At 40.3% G+C, this 23260-nt stretch carries 25 protein-coding genes and 5 tRNA genes; 19 read left to right on the top strand and 11 right to left on the bottom strand.

The features are described from left to right. Positions 1 to 37: 37 nt before the first annotated feature. Positions 38 to 1393 carry a UDP-N-acetylmuramate:L-alanyl-gamma-D-glutamyl-meso-diaminopimelate ligase gene (gene mpl, locus INP95_RS06045; RefSeq protein ID WP_197560325.1) on the bottom strand — a complete coding sequence of 452 codons (1356 nt, stop codon included), beginning with the start codon at positions 1391 to 1393 and terminating at the stop codon, positions 38 to 40. Positions 1394 to 1483: 90 nt separating this feature from the next. Continuing rightward, positions 1484 to 2674, bottom strand: coding sequence for a cystathionine beta-lyase (metC, locus tag INP95_RS06040; RefSeq protein WP_197560324.1), 1191 nt, complete (start codon positions 2672 to 2674; stop codon positions 1484 to 1486). A gap of 141 nt (positions 2675 to 2815) precedes the next feature. Between metC and INP95_RS06035 the strand changes: the two genes are divergently transcribed. The 5 genes from INP95_RS06035 (at position 2816) to INP95_RS06015 (ending at position 4482) form a co-directional block, all read left to right on the top strand. Continuing rightward, a complete protein-coding gene (locus INP95_RS06035) occupies positions 2816 to 3418 on the top strand; it encodes a peroxiredoxin C (protein ID WP_197560323.1) in 603 nt (200 codons plus the stop codon). Between the two features lie 90 nt (positions 3419 to 3508). Continuing rightward, entirely contained in the window at positions 3509 to 4066 is a 558-nt protein-coding gene (gene pgsA / locus INP95_RS06030) for a CDP-diacylglycerol--glycerol-3-phosphate 3-phosphatidyltransferase (RefSeq protein ID WP_197560322.1), read from the top strand. A 155-nt stretch (positions 4067 to 4221) separates the two neighbouring features. After that, a tRNA-Gly gene (locus INP95_RS06025) sits at positions 4222 to 4297 on the top strand. A gap of 4 nt (positions 4298 to 4301) precedes the next feature. Continuing rightward, a tRNA-Leu gene (locus tag INP95_RS06020) sits at positions 4302 to 4388 on the top strand. Between the two features lie 18 nt (positions 4389 to 4406). Beyond that, positions 4407 to 4482, top strand: a tRNA-Lys gene (locus INP95_RS06015). 140 nt (positions 4483 to 4622) lie between these two features. Here INP95_RS06015 and miaB read toward each other — a convergent pair. The 6 genes from miaB to INP95_RS05985 form a co-directional block, all read right to left on the bottom strand. Next, entirely contained in the window at positions 4623 to 6047 is a 1425-nt protein-coding gene (miaB, locus tag INP95_RS06010; RefSeq protein WP_197560321.1) for a tRNA (N6-isopentenyl adenosine(37)-C2)-methylthiotransferase MiaB, read from the bottom strand. Between the two features lie 150 nt (positions 6048 to 6197). After that, complete coding sequence (gene cpdA / locus INP95_RS06005) at positions 6198 to 7022, bottom strand: 3',5'-cyclic-AMP phosphodiesterase (RefSeq protein ID WP_197560320.1); 825 nt, start codon at positions 7020 to 7022, stop codon at positions 6198 to 6200. A 7-nt stretch (positions 7023 to 7029) separates the two neighbouring features. Beyond that, positions 7030 to 7653 carry an ADP-ribose diphosphatase gene (gene nudF, locus INP95_RS06000; RefSeq protein WP_197561032.1) on the bottom strand — a complete coding sequence of 208 codons (624 nt, stop codon included), beginning with the start codon at positions 7651 to 7653 and terminating at the stop codon, positions 7030 to 7032. Positions 7654 to 7812: 159 nt separating this feature from the next. Further along, complete coding sequence (gene xseA / locus INP95_RS05995; RefSeq protein WP_197560319.1) at positions 7813 to 9132, bottom strand: exodeoxyribonuclease VII large subunit; 1320 nt, start codon at positions 9130 to 9132, stop codon at positions 7813 to 7815. Continuing rightward, positions 9132 to 10343 (bottom strand): ribosomal protein uL16 3-hydroxylase, encoded by a 1212-nt coding sequence (locus INP95_RS05990; protein ID WP_197560318.1) that lies wholly within the window; start codon positions 10341 to 10343, stop codon positions 9132 to 9134. Before INP95_RS05990 ends, xseA begins: the two co-directional genes overlap by 1 nt. Before the next feature lie 4 nt (positions 10344 to 10347). After that, positions 10348 to 10674 carry an RnfH family protein gene (locus INP95_RS05985; protein WP_197560317.1) on the bottom strand — a complete coding sequence of 109 codons (327 nt, stop codon included), beginning with the start codon at positions 10672 to 10674 and terminating at the stop codon, positions 10348 to 10350. An 81-nt stretch (positions 10675 to 10755) separates the two neighbouring features. On the opposite strand from INP95_RS05985, the gene INP95_RS05980 reads away from it, so the two are divergent. From INP95_RS05980 to tesB, 4 genes are all read left to right on the top strand, one after another. Then, the gene (locus INP95_RS05980; RefSeq protein WP_197560316.1) at positions 10756 to 11172 is read left to right on the top strand and encodes an EamA family transporter; all 417 of its coding nucleotides are present in this window, start codon (positions 10756 to 10758) and stop codon (positions 11170 to 11172) included. Between the two features lie 60 nt (positions 11173 to 11232). Further along, entirely contained in the window at positions 11233 to 11817 is a 585-nt protein-coding gene (pth, locus tag INP95_RS05975) for an aminoacyl-tRNA hydrolase (RefSeq protein WP_014065080.1), read from the top strand. 67 nt (positions 11818 to 11884) lie between these two features. Beyond that, positions 11885 to 12976, top strand: coding sequence for a redox-regulated ATPase YchF (gene ychF / locus INP95_RS05970; RefSeq protein WP_197546297.1), 1092 nt, complete (start codon positions 11885 to 11887; stop codon positions 12974 to 12976). Between the two features lie 57 nt (positions 12977 to 13033). Beyond that, the gene (gene tesB / locus INP95_RS05965; RefSeq protein WP_197546296.1) at positions 13034 to 13894 is read left to right on the top strand and encodes an acyl-CoA thioesterase II; all 861 of its coding nucleotides are present in this window, start codon (positions 13034 to 13036) and stop codon (positions 13892 to 13894) included. 24 nt (positions 13895 to 13918) lie between these two features. Here the strand turns inward: tesB and rnhA are convergent, their stop codons facing one another. Next, a complete protein-coding gene (rnhA, locus tag INP95_RS05960) occupies positions 13919 to 14380 on the bottom strand; it encodes a ribonuclease HI (protein WP_197560315.1) in 462 nt (153 codons plus the stop codon). A 59-nt stretch (positions 14381 to 14439) separates the two neighbouring features. Here rnhA and dnaQ point away from each other — a divergent pair, with 59 nt between their 5' ends. The 4 genes from dnaQ to der all read left to right on the top strand — a co-directional run bounded on the left by dnaQ (position 14440) and on the right by der (position 17102). Continuing rightward, positions 14440 to 15201 (top strand): DNA polymerase III subunit epsilon, encoded by a 762-nt coding sequence (gene dnaQ, locus INP95_RS05955; RefSeq protein ID WP_054418076.1) that lies wholly within the window; start codon positions 14440 to 14442, stop codon positions 15199 to 15201. An 87-nt stretch (positions 15202 to 15288) separates the two neighbouring features. Next, a tRNA-Asp gene (locus tag INP95_RS05950) sits at positions 15289 to 15365 on the top strand. A gap of 27 nt (positions 15366 to 15392) precedes the next feature. Continuing rightward, a tRNA-Asp gene (locus INP95_RS05945) sits at positions 15393 to 15469 on the top strand. Positions 15470 to 15581: 112 nt separating this feature from the next. Continuing rightward, entirely contained in the window at positions 15582 to 17102 is a 1521-nt protein-coding gene (der, locus tag INP95_RS05940) for a ribosome biogenesis GTPase Der (protein WP_197560314.1), read from the top strand. Between the two features lie 67 nt (positions 17103 to 17169). Here der and hpt read toward each other — a convergent pair whose 3' ends face one another. Together hpt and pmbA are read right to left on the bottom strand one after the other, a co-directional pair. Continuing rightward, entirely contained in the window at positions 17170 to 17709 is a 540-nt protein-coding gene (gene hpt / locus INP95_RS05935) for a hypoxanthine phosphoribosyltransferase (protein ID WP_197560313.1), read from the bottom strand. Between the two features lie 202 nt (positions 17710 to 17911). After that, positions 17912 to 19267, bottom strand: a complete 1356-nt coding sequence (pmbA, locus tag INP95_RS05930; RefSeq protein WP_197560312.1) for a metalloprotease PmbA — start codon at positions 19265 to 19267, stop codon at positions 17912 to 17914. Between the two features lie 88 nt (positions 19268 to 19355). On the opposite strand from pmbA, the gene yjgA reads away from it, so the two are divergent. From yjgA to rapZ, 6 genes are all read left to right on the top strand, one after another. Next, positions 19356 to 19892, top strand: a complete 537-nt coding sequence (yjgA, locus tag INP95_RS05925; RefSeq protein ID WP_197560311.1) for a ribosome biogenesis factor YjgA — start codon at positions 19356 to 19358, stop codon at positions 19890 to 19892. 81 nt (positions 19893 to 19973) lie between these two features. Continuing rightward, a complete protein-coding gene (gene lptC, locus INP95_RS05920) occupies positions 19974 to 20582 on the top strand; it encodes an LPS export ABC transporter periplasmic protein LptC (RefSeq protein WP_197560310.1) in 609 nt (202 codons plus the stop codon). Then, positions 20563 to 21081: a lipopolysaccharide transport periplasmic protein LptA gene (gene lptA / locus INP95_RS05915; RefSeq protein WP_049367753.1), complete on the top strand. Its 519-nt coding sequence runs from the start codon at positions 20563 to 20565 to the stop codon at positions 21079 to 21081. Before lptC ends, lptA begins: the two co-directional genes overlap by 20 nt. A gap of 3 nt (positions 21082 to 21084) precedes the next feature. Beyond that, on the top strand, positions 21085 to 21810 hold the full coding sequence (gene lptB / locus INP95_RS05910) for an LPS export ABC transporter ATP-binding protein (RefSeq protein ID WP_197560309.1): 726 nt from the start codon (positions 21085 to 21087) through the stop codon (positions 21808 to 21810). A 3-nt stretch (positions 21811 to 21813) separates the two neighbouring features. Continuing rightward, positions 21814 to 22332, top strand: coding sequence for a PTS IIA-like nitrogen regulatory protein PtsN (ptsN, locus tag INP95_RS05905; RefSeq protein ID WP_197560308.1), 519 nt, complete (start codon positions 21814 to 21816; stop codon positions 22330 to 22332). A 31-nt stretch (positions 22333 to 22363) separates the two neighbouring features. Next, on the top strand, positions 22364 to 23221 hold the full coding sequence (gene rapZ / locus INP95_RS05900) for an RNase adapter RapZ (RefSeq protein ID WP_197560307.1): 858 nt from the start codon (positions 22364 to 22366) through the stop codon (positions 23219 to 23221). Positions 23222 to 23260 lie beyond the last annotated feature (39 nt).

Below are 23260 nucleotides of genomic sequence, written 5' to 3'. Positions count from 1 at the left end.
AAAACACTCTCATTTTTGACCGCACTTTGCATTGAGATTATTTTAATCGATCTAAAATCTTTTGATGAATGCCACCAAAGCTACCGTTTGACATCACAAGAATCTGATCCGTTGGTTTCGCTTCAGCCACAATCATATCCACTAATTTATCAATATTTCCTGTGTAATGTGCTGGTTGAACACATGCTCCCGCAATTTCAGCTACATCCCATGGAATATTATCTGGTTGTAGCATAAACACCGCATCAGCTCGCCCAAGTGCTGGTGCAATTTCATCTTTATGCACACCCATTTTCATGGTGTTTGAACGAGGCTCTAATACAGCAAGAATACGTACGCCACCACCTACTTTGTCACGCAACGCAGTAAGTGTCGCCAGAATGGCTTCTGGATGGTGAGCGAAGTCATCATAAACCGTAATATCGTTTACTTCCCCCTTCACTTCTAAACGACGTTTTGCATTGATAAAGCTACCTAATGCATGACATGCATCTTCAATTTTGACACCCGCATGGTAAGCCGCCGCAATCGCCATTAAAGCATTGTGCATATTGTGTTGTCCGACAATATTCCATTTCACTTCAGCAACTTTTTTACCATGATGGAATACAGCAAATTCTGAACAATCATTGGTAATACGTTCCGCAAACCATTCTTTATCTTTACCGATAAATTGCTGTTCTGACCAACAACCCATATTGAGGGTTTCTTTCACGCTCTGTTCATCTGCAAAAGAAAGAACGCGTCCTGTGGAAGGAATGGTTCGGATCATATGATGGAATTGACGCTGGATCGCATGAAGATCATCGAAGATATCAGCATGATCGAAGCTAATATTGTTAATAATCAATGTTTTCGGATTGTAATGTACAAATTTAGAACGCTTGTCAAAGAACGCCGTATCATACTCATCCGCTTCAATTACAAAGAATTCACTTTCCCCTAAACGAGCAGAGGTGCCAAAATTCCCCGCAATCCCACCGATTAAGAAACCTGGTTTTAACCCATTTTGTTCTAAAATCCAAGTCAACATACCCGTTGTTGTGGTTTTACCATGTGTACCTGAAACCGCTAACACCCAACGGTTACGCAATAAATGGTCGTGTAACCATTGAGGTCCTGATGTGTAAGGCAAGGCATTATCCAAAACATATTCCACGCAAGGATTACCGCGTTTCATGGCATTTCCGACAATCACCATATCTGGCGCAGGCTGAAGTTGAGCTACATCATAATTAGGAATAATTTCAATGCCCTGTTCTTGTAAAAAAGTGCTCATCGGTGGGTAAACATTGGTATCGGAACCCGTTACTTTATAGCCCATTTGTTTGGCAATCATCGCAACGCCGCCCATAAAGGTACCGCAGATGCCTAAAATATGAATATGTTTCATTGTTCTTCTCTAGTGACTAAAAATGCTGACTATGATAAATCAACTCAAAGATTGAGTAAATAAGGGCTGTTTACATAAACAGCCCCTTTCTTATTTGATTCGGTCAAAGCCTGCTTGAAGATCAGCAATTAATTCATCCGTGTCTTCAAATCCAATATGCACACGAATTAATGAACCTGTTAATTTACGCTCAATACCTGGGCGAATTTTTGCAATTTCTTCTGGTTGATTGCATAAAATGAGAGATTCAAACCCGCCCCAAGAATAAGCCATTGTGAAAAGCTCAAAATGATCCATAAAGGCGGAAAGCTCTTCATCGTTTAAACGTTTATGTAATTCAAAAGAGAATAAACCGCTTGCGCCGGTAAAGTCACGTTTAAAGTTTTCATGGCCTGGACAGCTTGGTAGCGCAGGATGATACACTGCTTTAACTTGTGGTTGTTCACTTAACCATTTGGCCACTTTTAAACTACTTTCATGATGTTGTTTTAATCGCACACCTAAGGTACGAATACCGCGTGCTGTCGTATAAGCAGAATCGGCGTCAACCATTTGTCCCATTAAATAAGAATGCTCACGCAATTTATCCCAAGTACGTGCATTAGCCACGGCTGTACCAATCATAATATCAGAATGCCCTACTAAATATTTCGTTCCTGCTTGAATAGAAATATCAATACCGTGCTCTAACGCTTTAAATAATACCCCTGCAGCCCATGTATTATCGATCATAATGACGATTTCAGGGCTTACTTCTCGAACCGCTTTAACAATCGCTGGAATATCTGGTACTTCCATCGTTAAAGAACTTGGTGACTCTAAAAATAAAACTTTTGTATTTGGCTGCACGAGTTTAGCAACATCTGCGCCTATCATGGGATCATAATAGGTCGTATCAATATGCATTTTTTTCAAAATCACATTGCAAAAATCTTGTGTCGGCTCATACGCCGCACCTGTCATTAAGACATGATCGCCTGTTTCCACAAAGGATAAAATAGCATTTGTTACGGCTGCGGCCCCACAAGGATAAAGATAACAACCTGTCCCGCCTTCCATTTCACACATTAAATCTTGAAGAGCAAAGTGCGTTAACGTGCCACGACGACCGTAAAAAAGTTCTCCTTTGTAACGATTTTTTGTGCAATGTTTTTTATCCGCAATGGTCTCAAATACTAAAGAAGATGCGCGTTGAACCACGGGGTTAACTGAGCCTTGAGTAAAACGTTTTTTACGCCCTGCATGAACCAGTGTGGTCGATAAAGTATGATGTTCTGACATATATTTCACCTGTAACTTAGACAATATTAATTAATTCAATAGATAAAAACAGCTGTTAAAGTGCGATTAATTTTCTTAGAATAATCGGCGACTTTTTGCATCCGCAAAATTTTTATTCACTTTCATATAGGAATTATGACTATGGTATTAGTAACTCGTCAAGCTCCAGATTTTACTTGCGCTGCAGTTTTAGGCAACGGGGAAATCGTTAATAACTTCAATTTCAAGAAACACATCAATGGTAAAGCGGCAGTATTATTCTTCTATCCATTAGACTTTACTTTCGTTTGCCCATCTGAGTTAATCGCATTCGACCACCGTTACGAAGAGTTCAAAAAACGTGGTGTTGAAGTTGTTGGTGTATCTATCGACTCAGAATTCACTCACAATGCATGGCGTAATACCCCAACTGAAAATGGTGGTATCGGTGCAGTTAAATATGCATTAGCTGCAGACGTTAAACACGAGATTGCTAAAGCATACGGTATCGAACACCCTGAAGAAGGTGTTGCACTACGTGGTTCTTTCTTAATTGACAAAAACGGCATTGTTCGTCACCAAGTGGTTAATGACTTACCATTAGGTCGTAACATCGATGAAATGTTACGCATGGTAGATGCATTACAATTCCACGAAGAACACGGTGAAGTTTGCCCTGCTCAATGGGAAAAAGGCAAAGAAGGTATGAAAGACAGCCCTGAAGGTGTTGCTAAATACTTGAAACAAAACGCTGACAAACTTTAATTTTTAAGAAAAAGCCACATTAAGTGGCTTTTTTTATTTTTGTAGATCCTTTAGAATGAACGTATCTTTAACCAAAGTGCGGTTATTTTTATGAAATATAATATTCCTATTTTCCTGACGATTCTCCGAGTGATTTTAATTCCATTCTTCGTCGTGGCATTTTATTTGCCCATCCCTTCAGCACCTTTTATTACAACGCTTATTTTCTTTATTGCTGGTGTCACCGACTGGTTTGATGGCTATCTCGCTCGAAAATTAAAACAAACAACCCGTTTCGGTGCTTTCCTTGATCCTGTTGCCGATAAAGTGATGGTTATTACTGCGCTTGTATTAATTGTGGAATATCAACATTCTTTCTGGATTACCATTCCAGCTATTATTGTAATTTCACGTGAAATTATTGTTTCAGCTTTGCGTGAATGGATGGCGGAATTAGGCGAACGAAATAAAGTAGCAGTTTCATGGCTTGGAAAAGTAAAAACTACCTCCCAAATGCTCGCTTTAGGTGGATTACTCTGGCGATATAACGTTTATATGGAAACGCTGGCAATTGTACTGCTTTATTTAGCGGCCATTTTAACGGTTTGGTCAATGCTCCAATACTTGAAAGCAGCGAAAGGTAGCTTGTTAGATAACATTGAATTATAGAATTGACTAAATTTTAAATAAAAGGTGCGGTTATTTTAATCGCACCTTTTGTTTTTGAATTATTTTTAACCAATCAAAAAAATTTTTTACGAATTTTATTTGACACAATAAGATAAATCCGTAAAATACGCCCCGTTGTTTGGCAACAAGCAAATGCGGGAATAGCTCAGTTGGTAGAGCACGACCTTGCCAAGGTCGGGGTCGCGAGTTCGAGCCTCGTTTCCCGCTCCAATTTGCCCGAGTGGTGGAATCGGTAGACACAAGGGATTTAAAATCCCTCGCCTTTCGAGGCGTGCCAGTTCAAGTCTGGCTTCGGGCACCATTTTAAAATCATACCAGTGGGTCGTTAGCTCAGTCGGTAGAGCAGCGGACTTTTAATCCGTTGGTCGAAGGTTCGAATCCTTCACGACCCACCACTTTAAATCAGCACCTTAACGGGTGTTTTTTTATACCTAAAATTTAAGATAAAGACTTTCCCACTCTCTTTTCTAAAAAAACACATAAAAAAAATAACCGCACTTTCGTACGGTTACTTATTCATATTCACTTTAAACGATTATCCGTGATAACGTCCTACACCTAATTCATCTTCTTTACGAGTACGATTCATCACTTCTTGTGGAGATTGTGCAATACGTAATCCCATTTGATCTTCTGTACGCACTACTTCACCACGTAGAGAGTTAGTATAAACATCCGTAATCTTGATATCGACAAACTTACCAATCATATCTGGTGAGCCTTGGAAATTCACAATACGATTGTTTTCAGTACGTCCTGTTAATTCCATAATATCTTTCTTAGATGGACCTTCTACCAATACACGTTGCTCTGTACCAAGCATACGGCGACTATATTGTGCCGCTTGTTGGTTGATACGCTCTTGTAAAAGATAAAGACGTTGTTTTTTCTCTTCTTCAGTAACATCATCTGGCATATCTGCTGCAGGTGTGCCTGGACGTGCGGAATAGATAAAGCTGAAGCTCATATCAAAGTTCACTTGTGCGATGAGATTCATGGTTTGTTCAAACTCTTCCTTAGTTTCACCTGGGAAGCCCACAATGAAATCTGAGCTGATTTGAATATTTGGACGCACTGCACGTAATTTACGAATGATCGATTTATATTCTAACGCCGTATGACCACGTTTCATCATGGTTAAAATACGGTCAGAACCTGCTTGTACTGGTAAGTGTACGAAGTCTACCAACTCAGGCGTGTCGCGATACACGTCAATAATATCGTCAGTAAATTCGATGGGGTGGCTCGTGGTAAAACGTAAACGGTCGATACCGTCAATAGATGCCACTAAGCGCAATAATTCCGCAAATGTACAGATACCGCCATCAAATGTAGGGCCACGATACGCATTTACGTTTTGGCCTAATAAATTGATTTCACGTACACCTTGATCGGCCAACTGCGCAATTTCAAATAATACATCATCAACAGGACGGCTGACTTCTTCACCACGAGTATAAGGCACTACGCAGTAAGTACAATATTTATTACAGCCTTCCATAATAGATACAAACGCGGTTGGGCCTTCTGCACGAGGTTCCGGTAAACGGTCAAATTTCTCAATTTCAGGGAAACTCACATCCACCACCGAACTTTTACCGCCACGAATTTGGTTAATCATTTCAGGCAAACGATGTAAAGTTTGCGGACCAAATACGATATCCACATAAGGCGCACGATGGCGAATATGTTCACCTTCTTGAGAAGCCACACAACCGCCCACACCAATCACTAATTTTGGATTTTGTTTTTTTAATTCTTTCCAACGACCTAGCTGATGGAACACTTTTTCTTGTGCTTTTTCACGGATAGAACAGGTGTTAAGAAGTAACACATCTGCTTCTTCTGGAATATCAGTTAATTCCAAACCATGTGTATTTAAGAGAAGATCGGCCATTTTTGATGAATCATACTCATTCATCTGACAGCCCCATGTTTTAATATGTAATTTTTGCGTCATATTGCTTAAAAATAAAGATTAGTAAAAAGATAAAATCGGTCGGCTATTGTACAGATTTGTGGCAATTCTGGCTAGTGTAAAATGGACTTTTACCTATTTCGGTATAGAAAAAGTGCGATTAAAATCATCTAAATTTTAACCGCACTTTGTTTAGTATCCTTCTTCTTCCATATTGGGTAGGAATGTTTTTTGTTTGATTCGTTTTACTCTCGTTTCAATTCGTCCATCTGGGTGTAGTTCAATTTCACGCCAACCTGGTTGTAAGGTATCTAACGCAAAATGATTGCTATCTGACTTAAATTGAATACAAGTCGCTGGCGTTGCCATGGTTTGATACCCCTGCCAATAGCCATCAACCTGTTGATGAATATGCCCGTATAAGATCCCTTTTACATTGTTGAATTGAGCAAGAACGGCTGAAAAGTCATGCGCATTACGTAAGTTATGCTGATCAAGCCATGCTGAATTCGTTGGTAATAAATGATGATGCAATACGACTAAGCTATGACGTGCTGGATTTTCAGCTAATTTTGTTTTTAACCAATCTAACTGATAAGCGCTCAATTCACCATGAGGCACACCGGATACTTGGCTATCTAACAAAATCACTTGCCAATGTTTGCCTAGAAGTAAATGTTTTGATGCATTAATCGGCGATTGGCTTAAATGCTCGACCATTTTGGGTTGAAAATCATGGTTACCCGGAAGCCAAAATACTGACTTATTTAACGGTTTAACCATTTCAACAAATCGCAGATAGCCCTCGTCGCTACTATCTTGTACCAAATCCCCTGTTGCAAGCACGACATCGTACTCAAAAGGCTCCAACTGAATTTCTTTTAACACCTGAGAAAAACTTTCGTGCGTGTTGATACCTAATAAGTCTTTGCTTGTATCCTTAAATAAATGAGGATCGGTGATTTGTAATAATTTGACAACTTCACTCGCGGGTTCGTATTCAAATCTATTGTTCATGGGACTCCTATTGCCAGCATTGCTGCAATTGGGCGTAATTTAATTGAAGCCATTGCAAGCCCATTACTGCAATGCCATTATCAATTTTGCCATCACACATCCATTGATAGGCTTGCTCACGTTTCACCACATGAACACGAATGTCTTCATTCTCTTCAGCTAAACCATGAAGTCCCTTAGCTTGCGAGCTATCTACTCGACCGACAAACAAATGAATACGCTCGACGACACCACCTGGGCTATCCCACACGCTTAAACAATGTGTGAGATCTTGAACGGATACGCCTGCTTCCTCTTCACTTTCACGCAAAGCGACTTCTTCAGGTTGTTCACCCTCTTCTACCATGCCGGCGATCAATTCTAATAACCAAGGGGAACGAGCTGATTCAGGTTGATATGCACCAATACGTACTTGCTCAACTAAAACCACGGCATCTTCTTCCGGATCGTAAGCAATCACTGCAGAAGCGGCACCTTTGACCAACAACTCCCTTGTCACGACACCACTTTCACCACCGGCAAAAAGCTTATGTTTAAACTGTACTTTCTTAAGTGTAAAAAAACCTTTATAAACAGTTTCTTCATTAAGAACTTCTATATCATGCTGACTAAACTGTTGAATTTCTGACATCATTACTCTCCTAGTATCGAGGTCGCATAATACTCCCCTAAAAAAATAAAAAAAACTGAACCCTCTATTTTTTTGTCGAAACTTTGAAGCCGGTCACAAAAAAAGAAAACCTATGATGATTTCTTATTCATCATAGGTTTACATTAAGAATCTATTGAATTAACAAACGCGGCTGGTAATTACCCCATCGGCCACTTTCGTTTTAATGGTATCGCCTGTTTTGACTTGCTTCACACTCACAATGGCATGTCCTTTGGCATCTTCTGCGATGGAATACCCTCGTGCTAATACTTTTAATGGGCTTAATCCATCTAACTTACCACACAATGTTGCTAATTTATTTTGACGTTCCGTGACTTGACGATTCGCCCCTAAGTTTAACCGCACTTGTAACTGGGCTAAATATTGAGATTGTTTTTGCAAGCGATAAGGCAACGGATTTTGTTTTAAGCGCGCTGAAAGTGCGGTCAATTTTTGTTGCGTTTTATCCATTTGGCGTTGCATTGCCAAAACTAAACGATGATGTAATTGTTCTGTTCTGGCTTTCTGCATCAATAATTGATTTTGCGGATGTTGATTTTGCAGACGTAAACGTAACTGTTGTAAACGTTGTTGTTGATGACTAAAAATACGATCTAACGCCATCTCCAAACGCTGTTGTTTATAGGCTAACTGTTGAAGTAATTCCTGCTGATTGCGACTCACTAACTCTGCCGCTGCAGACGGCGTCGGCGCTCGTAAATCAGCTACAAAATCTGCAATGGTAACATCCGTTTCATGACCGACTGCACTGATAATCGGTAAATTAGAACGGAAAATCGCACGTGCCACTTCTTCTTCATTAAAGCACCAAAGATCTTCTAAGGAACCACCACCTCGACCGACGATCAATACATCCACTTCTTGACGCGCATTAGCGAGTTCAATCATTTGGACGATTTCAGCCGTTGCTTCTTTTCCTTGCACTGCCGTTGGGTAAATCACCACTTTTAAACTTGGATCTCGGCGAGCCAAAATATGCAGAATATCTTGCAACGCGGCACCAGTCGAAGAGGTCACAATACCTACTGCTTTAGCAAATTCCGGTAAGCTTTTCTTTAAGTTTTGTGCAAACAACCCTTCAGCCGCCAATTTCATTTTTAGTGCTTCAAATTGCTGTTGCAATAATCCTTCGCCAGCAGGGTGCATGGATTCAATAATCAGCTGATAATCACCACGAGGCTCATATAAACTGACATTTGCCCGCACCAAGACCTGCATACCATTTTGCGGACGAAATCCCACCCGCAAATTTTTCATGCGGAACATCGCACCGCGGACTTGGGCATTTTCATCTTTCAACGTTAAGTACCAATGCCCTGACACCGGTTGAGTGAAATTAGAAATCTCCCCTGTAAGCCAAATCTGTGAAAAATTCCCTTCCAACATTTGGCGAGCGGCGCTGTTAAGCTGGGAAACGGAGTAAATGTTTTCAGACATTATTCAATCAACACCCAACCGTCATCCAGCCAGTTACAAATCGAATCGAGCAATAATTCCATTGTACTTTCAGGATCTTCCGTATCATTCACTAAATTATTTAAGAATGCCCAATCTAGCGCTTCACCATCGGAAAGACGTTTCAACACTTCTGCTTCAATGACATTTACTTCATCCAACCATTCGCCATTCGCATAAATGCGGAGCGGATTTTCGGTGTAAAGCAATTTGCAGTTATTGTCCTGCATTAATACACCTTGTTCCTCTTCTAAAATTGACCGCACGTCGTCAGGATCGGACATTTCATCGGATACCAACATTTCATAACGACGTGAACTCACTGTGCCTGCTACTGCTTGTTTGAACAAGGCATCAAAGGCTTCTGACTCTGCCAATTTCGCTAAGAATTGCTTTTTCATTGCTTGAATATTTTCATCCGCCAATTTGCCCGTACTTTGCTCTGATTGCGTTAAGCGTAACGGTAATTGGAATTCGCTTAAATTCAATTCAGGATCTTGATGACAAAACGCTTTATTCACGTTATCAAAAATGTCAGCTAAATTCGGGTAACGCAAGCCAAAAGAAAAGGTCAAACAATCATCTTCTGCCACACCATAATGTGACATACGAGCCGGAATATAAAGAATATCGCCTGGATTCATCACTTCATCAATCACCAAATCGCCCATATCATCGAAAATACGAATCGGCTGATTCGGTTTGAATTCAGTGGAAGAATCGCACCATTTGCCTAACTGCCAACGGCGATGGCCATAGCCTTGCACTAAGAACACATCATATTCGTCATAATGCTTACCTACGGAACCACCCTTAGGTGCATAGGACACCATAATATCGTCGCGTTGCCATTGTGGGATAAAGCCAAATTTATTCCAAAGCTGACCTAATTCTGTACTCCATTGTTCTAGATTTTGTACGAGCACCGACCATTTTTCGGGTACATCTGCAAAATCTTCTTCGGATAGCGGACTGAAAAACACTTTCCAATTATCCTCTGAAAAGGTTTTCACTAAACGCGCGGTCACCTCTTCGCCTTGTGCTAATTCGATAATATCCTCAGGCTCGAATTGGCCAACAATTTCAGGTAAACCATTACGAATAATCAATGGTTTTTTCTGCCAATAATCACGCAGGAAAATTTCAGGGGTAATGCCATCAGGCAGACAATATTGGTTGGAAAGTGCGGTCATTTTTTTACTCCTTTTCCTTTTTTTCTTGTTGGGCTTTTTCTTGTGCAGCTTTGGCTTGTTCTGCTGCACGTTTACGACGAATTTCTTTAGGATCCGCTAACAATGGACGATAAATTTCAATACGATCACCATCTTTTAACTGATCCGTTAATTTGGCTGGACGGGAATAAATCCCCACTTTATTTTCACGTAAATCGATCTCGGTAAACTGTTGCAAAATGCCTGATTGTAAAATAGCCGTTTGGATCATCGTGCCTTCATCCACTTTGAAGGATTTCAAATAATAACGATCCGGTAAGGCATAGGCGATTTCAATATTAATTTGGTTCATGTCTTATTCTGTCTTGATGAGTTTTCCGTTATTATAGCGGAAAAGTGCGGTCAATATTAACGATAAAATCAGGAGTTCATCATGAATTGGGTATTTTTTGCCATTGGTTCAGCCTTTTTCGCTGGGCTTACCGCTATTTTAGGAAAATTAGGGGTTGAAGGCATTAACAGCAATCTCGCGACCTTTATCCGCACAATTGTGGTGTTACTCGTTACAGCGGGTATCATTAGCGCACGTAACGAATGGCAACTGCCACAACATATTGCGGCAAAACCTCTCACCTTTTTAATTCTTTCCGGTATTGCTACAGGTCTATCTTGGCTTTGTTATTATCGTGCGTTGCAAATGGCGCCCGCCTCTTGGGTTGCCCCTATAGATAAACTCAGTGTCGTGATTGCCATTATTTTAGGCGTGGTATTGTTAGGCGAACCTTTAAGTATGAAATTAGTGATAGGAAGTCTATTAATTCTCTCAGGCGTTTTAGTCTTAGCCTTATAGATTGAGAAATTAGCCCTTTTTCGCTACAATACGCCACTATTTTTATTCAAGCAGAAAACTATGTCTGAAATTAAACTCATCGTGGGGCTGGGAAACCCTGGCGATAAATATGCGGAAACCCGCCACAATGCAGGTGAATGGTTGATTGAGCGTTTGGCTCGTCGCTTTAATGTTTCGCTTAATGCAGAAAATAAATTCTTCGGTTATGTAGGAAAAACACTGATTAACGGCAAAGAAGTCCGTTTTTTAGTGCCAACGACGTTTATGAATTTAAGCGGAAAAGCAGTGGGTGCACTTGCTAATTTTTATCGCATCAAACCAGAAGAAATTTTAGTGCTACACGATGAATTAGATTTACCGCCAGGCACCGTAAAATTAAAACAAGGTGGCGGACATGGCGGACACAATGGTTTAAAAGATATTGTGGCTCAGCTTGGTAATAGCAACAATTTTTATCGTTTACGCATTGGTATTGGCCATCCTGGACACCGTGATTTAGTTTCAGGCTTTGTGCTTAACAAACCTGCGCCTGCAGAAAGAGAAGCACTCGATAAAGCGTTAGACGAAGCCACCGATTGCATTGAATTGCTTTTCAAAGAAGGCATGGTGAAAGCCACCAATCGCTTAAACAGTTTTAAAATTTAACTCAAAAGTGCGGTGAAAAAACACCATAAATTTTAACCGCACTTACGCTCACAATAAGGAAAACATCATGGGATTTAAATGTGGTATCGTTGGTTTGCCAAACGTCGGTAAATCTACCCTTTTTAATGCATTAACCAAAGCAGGTATCGAAGCGGCAAACTATCCGTTCTGTACCATCGAACCCAATACTGGCGTGGTACCAATGCCGGATCCGCGTTTAGATGCGTTAGCGGAAATTGTTAAACCTGAACGAGTATTACCCACCACCATGGAGTTTGTGGATATCGCAGGTTTGGTTGCGGGTGCAAGTAAAGGTGAAGGCTTAGGTAATAAATTCTTAGCTAACATCCGTGAAACTGATGCAATTGGTCATGTTGTTCGTTGTTTTGAAAATGATGACATCGTGCACGTTGCGGGTAAAATCGACCCATTAAGCGATATCGAAACCATCAATACCGAATTAGCCCTTGCTGACTTAGACAGCTGCGAACGTGCAATCCAACGTTTACAAAAACGTGCAAAAGGCGGCGATAAAGACGCAAAATTTGAGCTTTCTGTAATGGAGAAAATCCTTCCTGTACTTTCTGAAGCAGGCATGATTCGTTCTGTTCCTTTAGATAAAGATGAATTATTGGCGATTAAAAGCTATAACTTCCTCACATTAAAACCAACCATGTACATTGCGAACGTAAATGAAGACGGTTTTGAAAATAACCCGTATTTAGACAAAGTACGTGAGTTTGCAGAAAAAGAAGGCTCTGTTGTGGTGCCTGTATGTGCAGCGATTGAAGCTGAAATTGCGGAACTTGATGACGACGAAAAAATCGAATTCTTACAAGATCTTGGCATTGAAGAACCTGGCTTAAACCGTGTAATTCGTGCAGGTTATGCTTTATTAAATCTTCAAACCTACTTCACTGCGGGCGTGAAAGAAGTGCGCGCATGGACGGTTTCAGTTGGTGCAACCGCCCCTAGAGCAGCCGCTGTAATCCATACTGACTTTGAAAAAGGCTTCATCCGTGCAGAAGTGATTGCTTACGATGACTTCATCCAATTCAAAGGTGAAAACGGTGCAAAAGAAGCGGGTAAATGGCGCTTAGAAGGTAAAGACTACATCGTCCAAGATGGTGATGTTATGCACTTCCGCTTTAACGTATAAAAACACTTCAGACCGCATAACTATGCGGTCTTTTTGTATTTATAAAAGGAAAAAATAATGTCGGATAAATTAAATCAACTTATCGAATTGTTAAAATTAGAAAAAATTGATGATCTTATCTTTCGCGGAGCCTGTGAAGACTTAGGTTTTCGTCAAGTGTTTGGCGGTCAAGTCGTGGCACAATCGCTTTCTGCCGCGATGCAAGTTGCCCCGCCTGAGCGCGTACTCCATTCTTGCCATGCTTACTTTTTAGCACCAGGCGACAGCCAATACCCGATTATTTACGATGTGGAAACCTTACGTGAAGGTCGCAACTTCTCTGCATTACGCGTAAAAGCGATTCAGCATAAAAATGTGATTTGCCACGTCACCGCCTCATTTCAAGTACCTGAAGAAGGTTTCGATCATCAATCCGCCATGCCACAAGTACCAGGCCCTGAGCAATGTATTGATGAGCACGAAATGATGTTAAAAGTGGCGCAAACTTTGCCTGAAAGCTTGAGTGAAAAATTTGCCCAAGAACGACCATTTCAAATTCATAGCCGATATTTGAACAATCCATTTGATGGTCGAGAACTCCCCCCCGAACAATATGCTTGGTTTAAAACCAATGGAGAGGCACCATTAGATTTGCAAACTCAACAATGTCTCTTGGCCTATTTTTCTGATTTCCACTGTATTTTGACCGCACTTCACCCACATGGGAAAGGCTTTTTACAGAAAGGGATGAAAGTAGCCACGATCGACCACAGTATTTGGTTCCACCGCCCTTTCAATTTAAATAATTGGCACTTACATGCCATTGAAAGTAACAATGCTTTTGCAGGACGTGGTTTAGCGAGAGGACAAATTTTTGCTGCAGATGGCACACTAATTGCCACCACACAGCAGGAAGGTTTAATTCGTTATCAAGAATAACGGCACTTTAAAACCAGGTGCAGACTAGCCTTCGTAACCAATATCTTCTAAAGTTGGGTTTTCTGCGCCTTGTTTGGCTAATTCATCACAAATTTCATTTTCACGATGGCCAGAATGGCCTTTCACCCACTGCCAATCAATGTTATGGGTTTGAATCGCCTGATCTAACGCAATCCATAAATCTTGATTTTTTACTGCTTTGCCCGTGCTGGCTTTCCAATTGTTTTTCTTCCAATTGTAAATCCATTGTGTGATGCCATTTTTCATATATTGGCTATCGCTATAAAGCTTCACATGGCAAGGCTCTTTTAAGCTATTTAAAGCCTCAATCACTGCTCGTAATTCCATGCGATTATTGGTGGTTTTGAAATACCCTTTTGAAATATGTTTTTCATGCTGTTTATAGCGCAGGACAATCCCTATGCCACCGGCTCCCGGATTGCCGAGGCAAGATCCATCCGTAAAAATTTCAATCTGTTTTTGCATAACTAATTCGAGCTTGTGTAAAATAGACGGTATTTTAAAGGAAACAAATAGGTAGAACAATGATAAATCCGGATCGCCAGATTGTACTGGATACTGAAACCACCGGTATGAACCAAATTGGTGCGCATTACGAAGGACATTGCATTATTGAAATTGGTGCCGTGGAAATGATCAACCGTAAATATACGGGCAATAATTTTCACATTTATATTAAGCCGGATCGTTTGGTTGATCCCGATGCCATTAAAGTTCACGGTATTACAGATGAAATGCTAGCGGATAAACCGGATTTCAAAACGATTGCACAAGACTTTATTGAATACATTCGTGGTGCGGAACTACTTATTCACAACGCACCCTTCGACGTGGGCTTTATGGACTATGAATTCCGTAAACTTGGGTTAGATATCAAAACGACCGACATTTGTCTGGTTACCGATACATTGCAAATGGCGCGCCAAATGTATCCCGGCAAACGTAATAGCTTAGATGCGTTGTGTGATCGTTTAGGTATTGATAACAGCAAACGAACACTCCACGGCGCGTTACTGGATGCGGAGATTTTAGCCGACGTTTATTTGTCCATGACGGGCGGGCAAACTAGTCTATTTGATGAAGATCATGCGGATAGTTCAATTATCCAGGCTGGTGCCAATATGCAAGATCTTCAAAGTGCGGTCAATTTTTCGCAAAATTTAAAAGTGTTACAACCCACTGATGATGAACTCCAAGCCCATTTAGATTTCATTAAATTGGTCAATAAAAAAAGCGATGGCAAATGTTTTTGGTCTATTCGTGCGGGTGACGAAACCTCACATTAATCGGTTATCTATTAATCAGATAAACATAAAAAAGAAAAAAAAGATTGACGCTTTTAACGTTCATCATTATTATACCCAGCACTTAGCGGAGTGGTAGTTCAGCTGGTTAGAATACCTGCCTGTCACGCAGGGGGTCGCGGGTTCGAGTCCCGTCCATTCCGCCAATTTAAAACTTGTCTTAATATACTCACGGAGTGGTAGTTCAGCTGGTTAGAATACCTGCCTGTCACGCAGGGGGTCGCGGGTTCGAGTCCCGTCCATTCCGCCAATTAAGCCGAGATAATGAAGCACCAGAAGGTGCTTTTTTTTATGCCCGAATTTTACCTACCAGCCAACATTCGCTATAATTAACCAAATTTACACTTTACAGAGATATTTTTATGACAACTCCTGTCGTTGCCTTAGTGGGTCGCCCAAACGTAGGTAAATCCACCCTATTCAACCGTTTAACCCGTACCCGCGATGCGCTTGTCGCTGACTTCCCTGGTTTAACCCGAGATCGTAAATACGGTCATGCCAATATTTCTGGCTATAATTTCATTGTGATTGATACCGGCGGTATTGATGGCACTGAAGAAGGCGTTGAAGAAAAAATGGCAGAACAATCCCTATTAGCGATTGAAGAAGCCGATGTAGTGCTTTTCTTAGTGGATGCGCGCGCAGGTTTAACGGCTGCAGACATCGGCATTGCCAATTACTTACGCCAACGTACTAATAAAACAACCGTGGTTGTAGCAAATAAAACTGACGGTATTGATGCAGACTCACACTGTGCGGAATTTTATCAATTAGGCTTAGGTGAAATTGAACAAATCGCCGCATCACAAGGCCGTGGCGTGACGCAATTAATGGAGCAAGTACTTGCGCCTTTAGCGGAAAAATTACAAGAAAACGAAGCAGAAAATGACCGCACTTCTGATGAAGAAGAAAAAGATGAATGGGATAACGAATTTGACTTCGATTCAGAAGAAGATACTTCATTAATTGATGAAGCATTAGACGAAGAGCTTGAAGAAGAACAAGATAAAAATATCAAAATTGCGATTGTAGGCCGTCCAAACGTTGGTAAATCGACATTAACCAATCGTATTTTAGGTGAAGATCGCGTGGTCGTTTACGACATGCCAGGCACAACACGTGACAGTATCTACATTCCAATGGAACGTGATGGTCAGCAATACACCTTGATTGATACAGCAGGTGTGCGTAAACGTGGTAAAGTGCATTTAGCCGTTGAGAAATTCTCTGTCATCAAAACATTACAAGCAATTCAAGATGCAAACGTGGTATTGCTCACAATTGATGCGCGTGAAAACATTTCAGATCAAGATCTCTCTCTACTTGGCTTTATCTTAAATGCAGGTCGCTCGCTCGTGATCGTCGTGAATAAATGGGATGGCTTAGATCAAGATGTGAAAGATCGCGTCAAATCCGAATTAGATCGCCGTTTAGATTTCATTGATTTTGCTCGTGTGCATTTTATTTCTGCTTTACACGGCAGTGGCGTGGGTAATCTTTTTGATTCGATTAAAGAAGCTTATGCTTGCGCGACACAAAAAATGACGACGTCTCTTCTCACCCGTATTTTACAAATGGCAACGGATGAGCATCAACCACCAATGATTGGCGGACGTCGCATTAAATTAAAATATGCTCACCCAGGTGGCTATAATCCACCAATTATCGTGGTGCATGGAAACCAAATGGATAAATTACCGGATTCATACAAACGTTATTTATCTAATTATTATCGTAAGAGTTTGAAAATTATTGGTTCGCCAATTCGTTTGCTATTCCAAGAAGGTTCAAACCCATTCGCAGGTAGGAAAAATAAACTCACACCAAACCAATTACGTAAACGTAAACGCTTGATGAAGTTTATCAAAAAAGCAAAACGCTAATCTTAACAAACAAAGAGCGGTCAAAAATCACTGTGAATTTTGACCGCTCTTTTTATTGAAAAATAAATTATTCGTCTATAACAACTTTACCAATATAGCCTAGATTACGATAACGTTGAGCATAATCAATACCATAGCCGACAACAAATTCATCCGGAATAGAAAAACCAATCCATTCAACAGGCACTTCAACTTCTCGGCGAGAAGGTTTATCTAACAAGGTACAAATCGCCAAGCTTGCAGGATCGCGTAAATTTAAAATGCCACGTACTTTTTCGAGGGTATAACCTGTATCAATGATGTCCTCAACAATCAGCACATGTTCATTACGAATATCGCCCTCGAGATCTTTCGAAATTTTAACATCGTGATTACTTGTCATCCCAGCGCCATAACTTGATGTGGTCATAAACTCCACTTCTACCGGTAATTTTAATTCACGCACGAGATCGGCCATGAACATAAATGAACCACGTAAAAGCCCAACAACAATCAGTTTATCAATGGCTTGTTGTTGATAAAAATGCGTAATTTCTGCGCCAAGTTCAGTAATGCGGCGACGAACGTCCACTTCTGAAATTAAAATATCGACGTGGTGTTTTTTCATGGTCTTTCCTTTTAATTTAATCGTTTGCGTATTCTACAATAAAAAAGGCTGAAGTTTAAACCTTCAGCCTTTTTAACCCTAACGAATTTACTTTCTACTCTACCTGTTGGAGCAATCTGCAATCGCTGCTAAACAGATGTGCGTATAGTAGCAGAAAGAAATTACATGTCAATAAGAATTATTATCATTTTTAAGAAATTTATTAATTTCCTGAAATTTTCATCTTATCTAACAAGATTGAACCTGTTTGAATATTGGAACGATGTTCAACATCATCTGCTACTGCCACAATATTTTTTAACATATCCTGCAATTGACCAGCAATGGTAATTTCAGCAACTGGATATTGGATCTCGCCATTCTCCACCCAGAAGCCTGCTGCGCCACGGGAATAATCCCCCGTCACAATATTTACGCCTTGCCCCATGACATCTGTCACCAATAAACCGGTGCCCATTTGGCGCAAAAGTGCGGTCAATCCACCCGTTAAATTTGGTTTCACGAGCCAGTTGTGAATACCGCCAGCATGCCCAGTACTCTGCATGCCCATTTTTCGACCGCTGTAACTGGTGAGCAAATAGGTTTGCAATATGCCATCTTGAATAATTTCAAGATCCTGTGTTCGTACCCCTTCGCTATCAAAAGGCGTGGAGGCTAAACGTTTTAACAAATGCGGACGCTCGCTAATTTGGAACCAATCTGGCAACACTTGTTTTCCAAGATGATCGAGCAAGAAACTGGATTTACGATATAAGCTGCCACCACTAATCGCGCCCGTTAAATGAGAAATTAATCCAGTTGCTACATCATTTAAGAAAATCACCGGCACTTCACGTGTCGTTAATTTTTGTGGATTTAAACGCGCAATCACTTTTTTCGCACAATTCTGCCCTACCCAATCCGCTGAAGAAAGGGCATCAAACTCACGTGAAACTGTATATTCGTAGTCATTTTCAAGTTGATCTAGTTCACCACCAATCACCGAACAAGATAAAGAATAGCGGCTAGATAAGTAACTTTGTAACATGCCATGTGTATTACCATAAACACGCACACCGGTATGCGAATTAAAACTAGCACCGTTACTATTCACAATTTTATCATCGTATTCCAAAGCCGCTTTTTCAGCTTCTAAAGCTAATTTCGTAGCCTGTTCGACATCAACACTTGCCCCATGATAAAGCGCTAAGTCAGGTGCTTCAAAAGCCATTAGTTCTTTATCCGCTAGCCCTGTACAATCATCTGGCGAGGTATATTTTGCAATAGCAAGCGCTGCTTCAACGGTATTTTTAATGGCTTCTTCGCTTAAGTCTGAGGTAGACGCATTGCCTTTTTGTTGGCCTAAATAAACAGAAATACCTAATGCCCCATCATTAGTAAATTCAACATTTTCAATCTCTTGCAGACGGGTTGAAACCGATAAACCACTCACTTTTGTCACACCGACTTCAGCGGTTGCCCCCGCTTTCTGTGCAGTTTCAATCGCAAAACTGACTGCATCACGCAATGTTTGCTCTTGAGATTTTAAAAGTGCGGTTAAATTTTCTGCTGTTTTCATGATGACAATCCTATTAAAAATTTGCGCCATTTTATCTTATTTTGAAAGTTTATGCTAAAATGCACCAAATTTTTCATAAGGTAATAGAATGGCAAAACGTAAGAAAAAAGAAGCCTTTGATTGGGAAGATGAAGACCAAGAAGAGATTATTTGGGTAAGTAAAAGTGAAATCAAACGCGACGCTGAGGATTTAAAACAGCTCGGCGAGAAATTGGTGAACTTAACCAAAGCAAATCTGACTAAGGTTCCACTAGACGATAGCTTGAAAGATGCCATTAAATTAGCACAACGCCTGCAAAAAGAGGCGCGTCGTCGCCAATTGCAATATATTGGTAAGCTCTTACGCTCAATTGATGCAGAGCCTATTCGTGAAGCGTTAGAAAAAATTGAAAACAAACATAATCAGCAGCAAGCGATGTTACATAAATTGGAAATCTTACGTGATGAGTTGGTTGCGAAAGGTGATGTGGCACTGACTGATTTGTTAAATGAGCATCCTTCTGCAGATCGCCAACAATTACGTAATTTGATTCGTGCAGCACAAAAAGAAAAGGAACAAAATAAGCCGTCAAAAGCTTATCGCGAGATTTATCAGATCTTAAAAACTCTCATTTTAGAAGACTAAAATACGGCTATTTTTGACCGCACTTTGTGTCAAAAAAGTGCTATGATTGGTTACCCTTTTAAGAAGGAAAGAACGTTATTTATGAATATTCGTTGGAATATTATTTTAGGTCTCATCGCCCTGGCTTTATTAGGCTGGTATTATTCGCTTAATCAAGATCATAGCGATTTACAAAGCCTCATTAAAAAGCCTGATAGCCCAGAATACGTCGGCAATAAAATGGAAACTACCGTATTCTCGCCAGAAGGTAAAAAGCAATATCTCGCGATTTCCGATAAAGTGGAATATTACACACAAGACGGTCATACGGATTTTATTTCGCCGTTAGTCTATCTTTTTGATGTCTCTTTAGATAATAAAGAGAAAGAAGATAAAACCGATAAAATTCAATTAGAAAAACAAAATTGGAAACTTAGCGCACAAAAGGCAAAATTAACAAAAGATCAAATGCTCTATCTTGAAGGCGGCGTGGTTGCCGAGAGCCTTGACCCTTTATCTCGCCTGCAACGTGTTGAGACCGAAGCGGCAGTGATTAATTTAAAAACACAAGACATTACTTCCGATACACAAGTAAAAATTAACGGATTAAACTTTAACTCAAGTGGATTGAAGCTCGTCGGAAATTTACGTCAGCAAGTTGCAACTCTAAAGGAACAGGTAAAAACATATTATGAAATCAACAAACAATAAAATTCTGCTTTTAACAGCGTTAATGATGACTTCCTTATCTGCTTTTGCGTTAAAAGACGATACCAATAAACCGATTAATATTGTCTCAGATAATCAATCTCTAGATATGGAAAACAGCGTGGTAACCTTTACGGATAACGTTGTGATTACACAAGGCTCCATTTTGATTAAAGCCAATAAAGTGGTTATTACTCGTCCACCAGAAAATTCAGGTAAAAAAGAAACTGTTGAAGCATTTGGTAGCCCTGTTACTTTCCACCAACAACTTGATGATGGTAAGCCTGTTGATGGTAAAGCCAATAAAGTTCACTACGATTTAGGCACAGAATTCTTAACATTAACCGGTAATGCTGAATTAAAACAATTAGATAGCAAAATTAACGGTGAACGCATCACTTATGATGTGAAAAAACAACAGTTAAAAGCCAATGGTAATGGAAAATCACGAGTACAAACCGTCTTAATTCCAACCCAATTACAACAAAAAGGTAAAAAATAACAGATGTCTGTATTACAAGCTGAATTCCTCGCAAAAAGCTATAAAAACCGAAAAGTGGTTTCTGATGTGAGTTTAACCGTAAACTCCAATGAAATTGTTGGCTTACTTGGTCCAAATGGTGCAGGTAAAACCACTACTTTCTACATGGTCGTCGGTTTAGTGCGTCACGATCAGGGAAAAATCACCATTGATGGCGATGATATTAGCGTATTACCTATGCATGAACGTGCACGTCGAGGAATTGGCTATTTACCACAAGAAGCCTCTATTTTCCGTCGTTTAACCGTATATGAAAATCTTATGGCAGTATTAGAAATTCGTAAAGATCTCACAGCAGAACAACGCAGAGAGAGAGCGGATGAGTTAATTGATGAGTTCAATATTAGTCATATTCGTGATAGCCTGGGACAATCTCTTTCTGGTGGTGAACGTCGTCGAGTAGAAATTGCGCGCGCCTTAGCTGCAAATCCAAAATTTATTTTATTAGATGAACCTTTTGCGGGTGTGGATCCTATTTCGGTCACAGATATTAAGAAAATCATCACGGATCTCCGTAATCGTGGCTTAGGCGTGTTAATTACTGACCATAACGTACGCGAAACCCTTGATGTTTGTGAACGCGCTTACATTGTTGGTGAAGGGAAAATTATCGCGACCGGCACACCGGAAGAAGTCATGAATGATGAGCACGTTAAACGTGTCTATTTAGGCGAACAATTTAAACTATAACCTATGAAATTTACGACATTACTCTCCCCTGATGATATTCGTCAGGGGGTTGCTTTTTCTAGCAAGAAACGATTATTTGAATCTATTGCCGCGTTCGTTGTGGAAAAACTTCACTGCGAAAATGGTGAACAGGCTTGTTTTGAATGTTTATTTGAACGAGAAAAATTAGGTAATTCAGGATTAGGCAATGGTGTTGCTATGCCTAAAGCCAAGTTATCTGCTACGGTCTCAGATAAGATCCTAACGGTATTTATGCAATTAGAAACGCCTATCGAATATGATGCGGCTGATAATAAACCCGTGGATATCGTTTTTGCAGTGCTCGTACCCGAAAATCACCGCCAAGAATATATTCCTGTTCTGGCAGAACTCAACGAAAAATTAACTGATAAAAACTTAATTAAACAACTTCGTTCAGCACAAAGTGCGGATGAAATTTGGCAAATTTTTGAATGTGCCGATCATTCAGAGGAATCTGAGGATGACACAAATTTAGATAATATTGAACCTCAAGAGGTATAACCTAACCTACCAACCATAAGGAATCACGCAGATGGAAATTATTATTATCAGCGGTCGCTCAGGCGCAGGAAAATCTGTCGCATTACGAGCTTTGGAAGATATGGGCTATTATTGCGTGGATAATCTTCCTCTCGATTTACTTCCTCAACTCACCAATATTCTCGCCAAAACTCAAACGGCTGTCGCCATTAGCCTCGATATTCGAAATCTTCCTCATTCAAGTGCTGACTTAGACAAAATCCTGACAGATATTCAAGCTACTTATTCCGTCAAAATCATCTTTCTGGACAGCGATCGTAGTACACTTATTCGTCGTTACAGCGATTCACGTCGTCTTCATCCACTTTCAGCACAAGATCTCCCGCTTGAATCAGCGATTGATTTAGAATATCAGCAACTTGAGCCTTTAATTCAACATGCTAATTTTATTATTGATACTGCGCCACTTTCCACTCATGCGTTATCTGAACGTTTAAGAGATGTTTTACGCGGTAATACAGATAAAGAACTTAAGATCGTGGTTGAGTCGTTTGGCTTTAAATATGGCATTCCGCTTGATGCCGATTATGTTTTTGATGTGCGTTTTCTGCCTAACCCGCACTGGAATCCAGAACTGCGCCCAATGACGGGGCTTGATGAACCTGTTGCGCAATTTTTACTTGCGCATGATGAAGTAAATAATTTTATCTATCAAACGCGGAATTACATTGAAACGTGGTTACCGATGTTAGAGAAAAATAATCGAAGCTATTTAACCATTGCCATTGGTTGTACGGGCGGTAAACATCGTTCTGTTTATATCGCTCAACAAATTGGTGAATATTTCCAAGCTAAAGGTAAGGATGTGAAAATTCAGCACAAATCCTTGGAAAAGAATAAAAAGAATTAACCAAACCATAAAAAAACGCAGCGACTTGCTGCGTTTTTT

The sequence above is a fragment of the Haemophilus parainfluenzae genome, assembly GCF_014931375.1.
Lineage (GTDB): Bacteria > Pseudomonadota > Gammaproteobacteria > Enterobacterales > Pasteurellaceae > Haemophilus_D.
Note: the sequence above shows the minus strand (reverse complement) of the source record. Positions and strands in the feature narration are given on the sequence as shown.

Bases quoted from the DNA above. Each gene is read 5' to 3' on its own strand.
- mpl (WP_197560325.1), bottom strand. From the start codon at position 1,393: ATGAAACATATTCATATTTTAGGCATCTGCGGTACCTTTATGGGCGGC.
- metC (WP_197560324.1), bottom strand. From the start codon at position 2,674: ATGTCAGAACATCATACTTTATCGACCACACTGGTTCATGCAGGGCGT.
- INP95_RS06035 (WP_197560323.1), top strand. From the start codon at position 2,816: ATGGTATTAGTAACTCGTCAAGCTCCAGATTTTACTTGCGCTGCAGTT.
- pgsA (WP_197560322.1), top strand. From the start codon at position 3,509: ATGAAATATAATATTCCTATTTTCCTGACGATTCTCCGAGTGATTTTA.
- miaB (WP_197560321.1), bottom strand. From the start codon at position 6,047: ATGACGCAAAAATTACATATTAAAACATGGGGCTGTCAGATGAATGAG.
- cpdA (WP_197560320.1), bottom strand. From the start codon at position 7,022: ATGAACAATAGATTTGAATACGAACCCGCGAGTGAAGTTGTCAAATTA.
- nudF (WP_197561032.1), bottom strand. From the start codon at position 7,653: ATGTCAGAAATTCAACAGTTTAGTCAGCATGATATAGAAGTTCTTAAT.
- xseA (WP_197560319.1), bottom strand. From the start codon at position 9,132: ATGTCTGAAAACATTTACTCCGTTTCCCAGCTTAACAGCGCCGCTCGC.
- INP95_RS05990 (WP_197560318.1), bottom strand. From the start codon at position 10,343: ATGACCGCACTTTCCAACCAATATTGTCTGCCTGATGGCATTACCCCT.
- INP95_RS05985 (WP_197560317.1), bottom strand. From the start codon at position 10,674: ATGAACCAAATTAATATTGAAATCGCCTATGCCTTACCGGATCGTTAT.
- INP95_RS05980 (WP_197560316.1), top strand. From the start codon at position 10,756: ATGAATTGGGTATTTTTTGCCATTGGTTCAGCCTTTTTCGCTGGGCTT.
- pth (WP_014065080.1), top strand. From the start codon at position 11,233: ATGTCTGAAATTAAACTCATCGTGGGGCTGGGAAACCCTGGCGATAAA.
- ychF (WP_197546297.1), top strand. From the start codon at position 11,885: ATGGGATTTAAATGTGGTATCGTTGGTTTGCCAAACGTCGGTAAATCT.
- tesB (WP_197546296.1), top strand. From the start codon at position 13,034: ATGTCGGATAAATTAAATCAACTTATCGAATTGTTAAAATTAGAAAAA.
- rnhA (WP_197560315.1), bottom strand. From the start codon at position 14,380: ATGCAAAAACAGATTGAAATTTTTACGGATGGATCTTGCCTCGGCAAT.
- dnaQ (WP_054418076.1), top strand. From the start codon at position 14,440: ATGATAAATCCGGATCGCCAGATTGTACTGGATACTGAAACCACCGGT.
- der (WP_197560314.1), top strand. From the start codon at position 15,582: ATGACAACTCCTGTCGTTGCCTTAGTGGGTCGCCCAAACGTAGGTAAA.
- hpt (WP_197560313.1), bottom strand. From the start codon at position 17,709: ATGAAAAAACACCACGTCGATATTTTAATTTCAGAAGTGGACGTTCGT.
- pmbA (WP_197560312.1), bottom strand. From the start codon at position 19,267: ATGAAAACAGCAGAAAATTTAACCGCACTTTTAAAATCTCAAGAGCAA.
- yjgA (WP_197560311.1), top strand. From the start codon at position 19,356: ATGGCAAAACGTAAGAAAAAAGAAGCCTTTGATTGGGAAGATGAAGAC.
- lptC (WP_197560310.1), top strand. From the start codon at position 19,974: ATGAATATTCGTTGGAATATTATTTTAGGTCTCATCGCCCTGGCTTTA.
- lptA (WP_049367753.1), top strand. From the start codon at position 20,563: ATGAAATCAACAAACAATAAAATTCTGCTTTTAACAGCGTTAATGATG.
- lptB (WP_197560309.1), top strand. From the start codon at position 21,085: ATGTCTGTATTACAAGCTGAATTCCTCGCAAAAAGCTATAAAAACCGA.
- ptsN (WP_197560308.1), top strand. From the start codon at position 21,814: ATGAAATTTACGACATTACTCTCCCCTGATGATATTCGTCAGGGGGTT.
- rapZ (WP_197560307.1), top strand. From the start codon at position 22,364: ATGGAAATTATTATTATCAGCGGTCGCTCAGGCGCAGGAAAATCTGTC.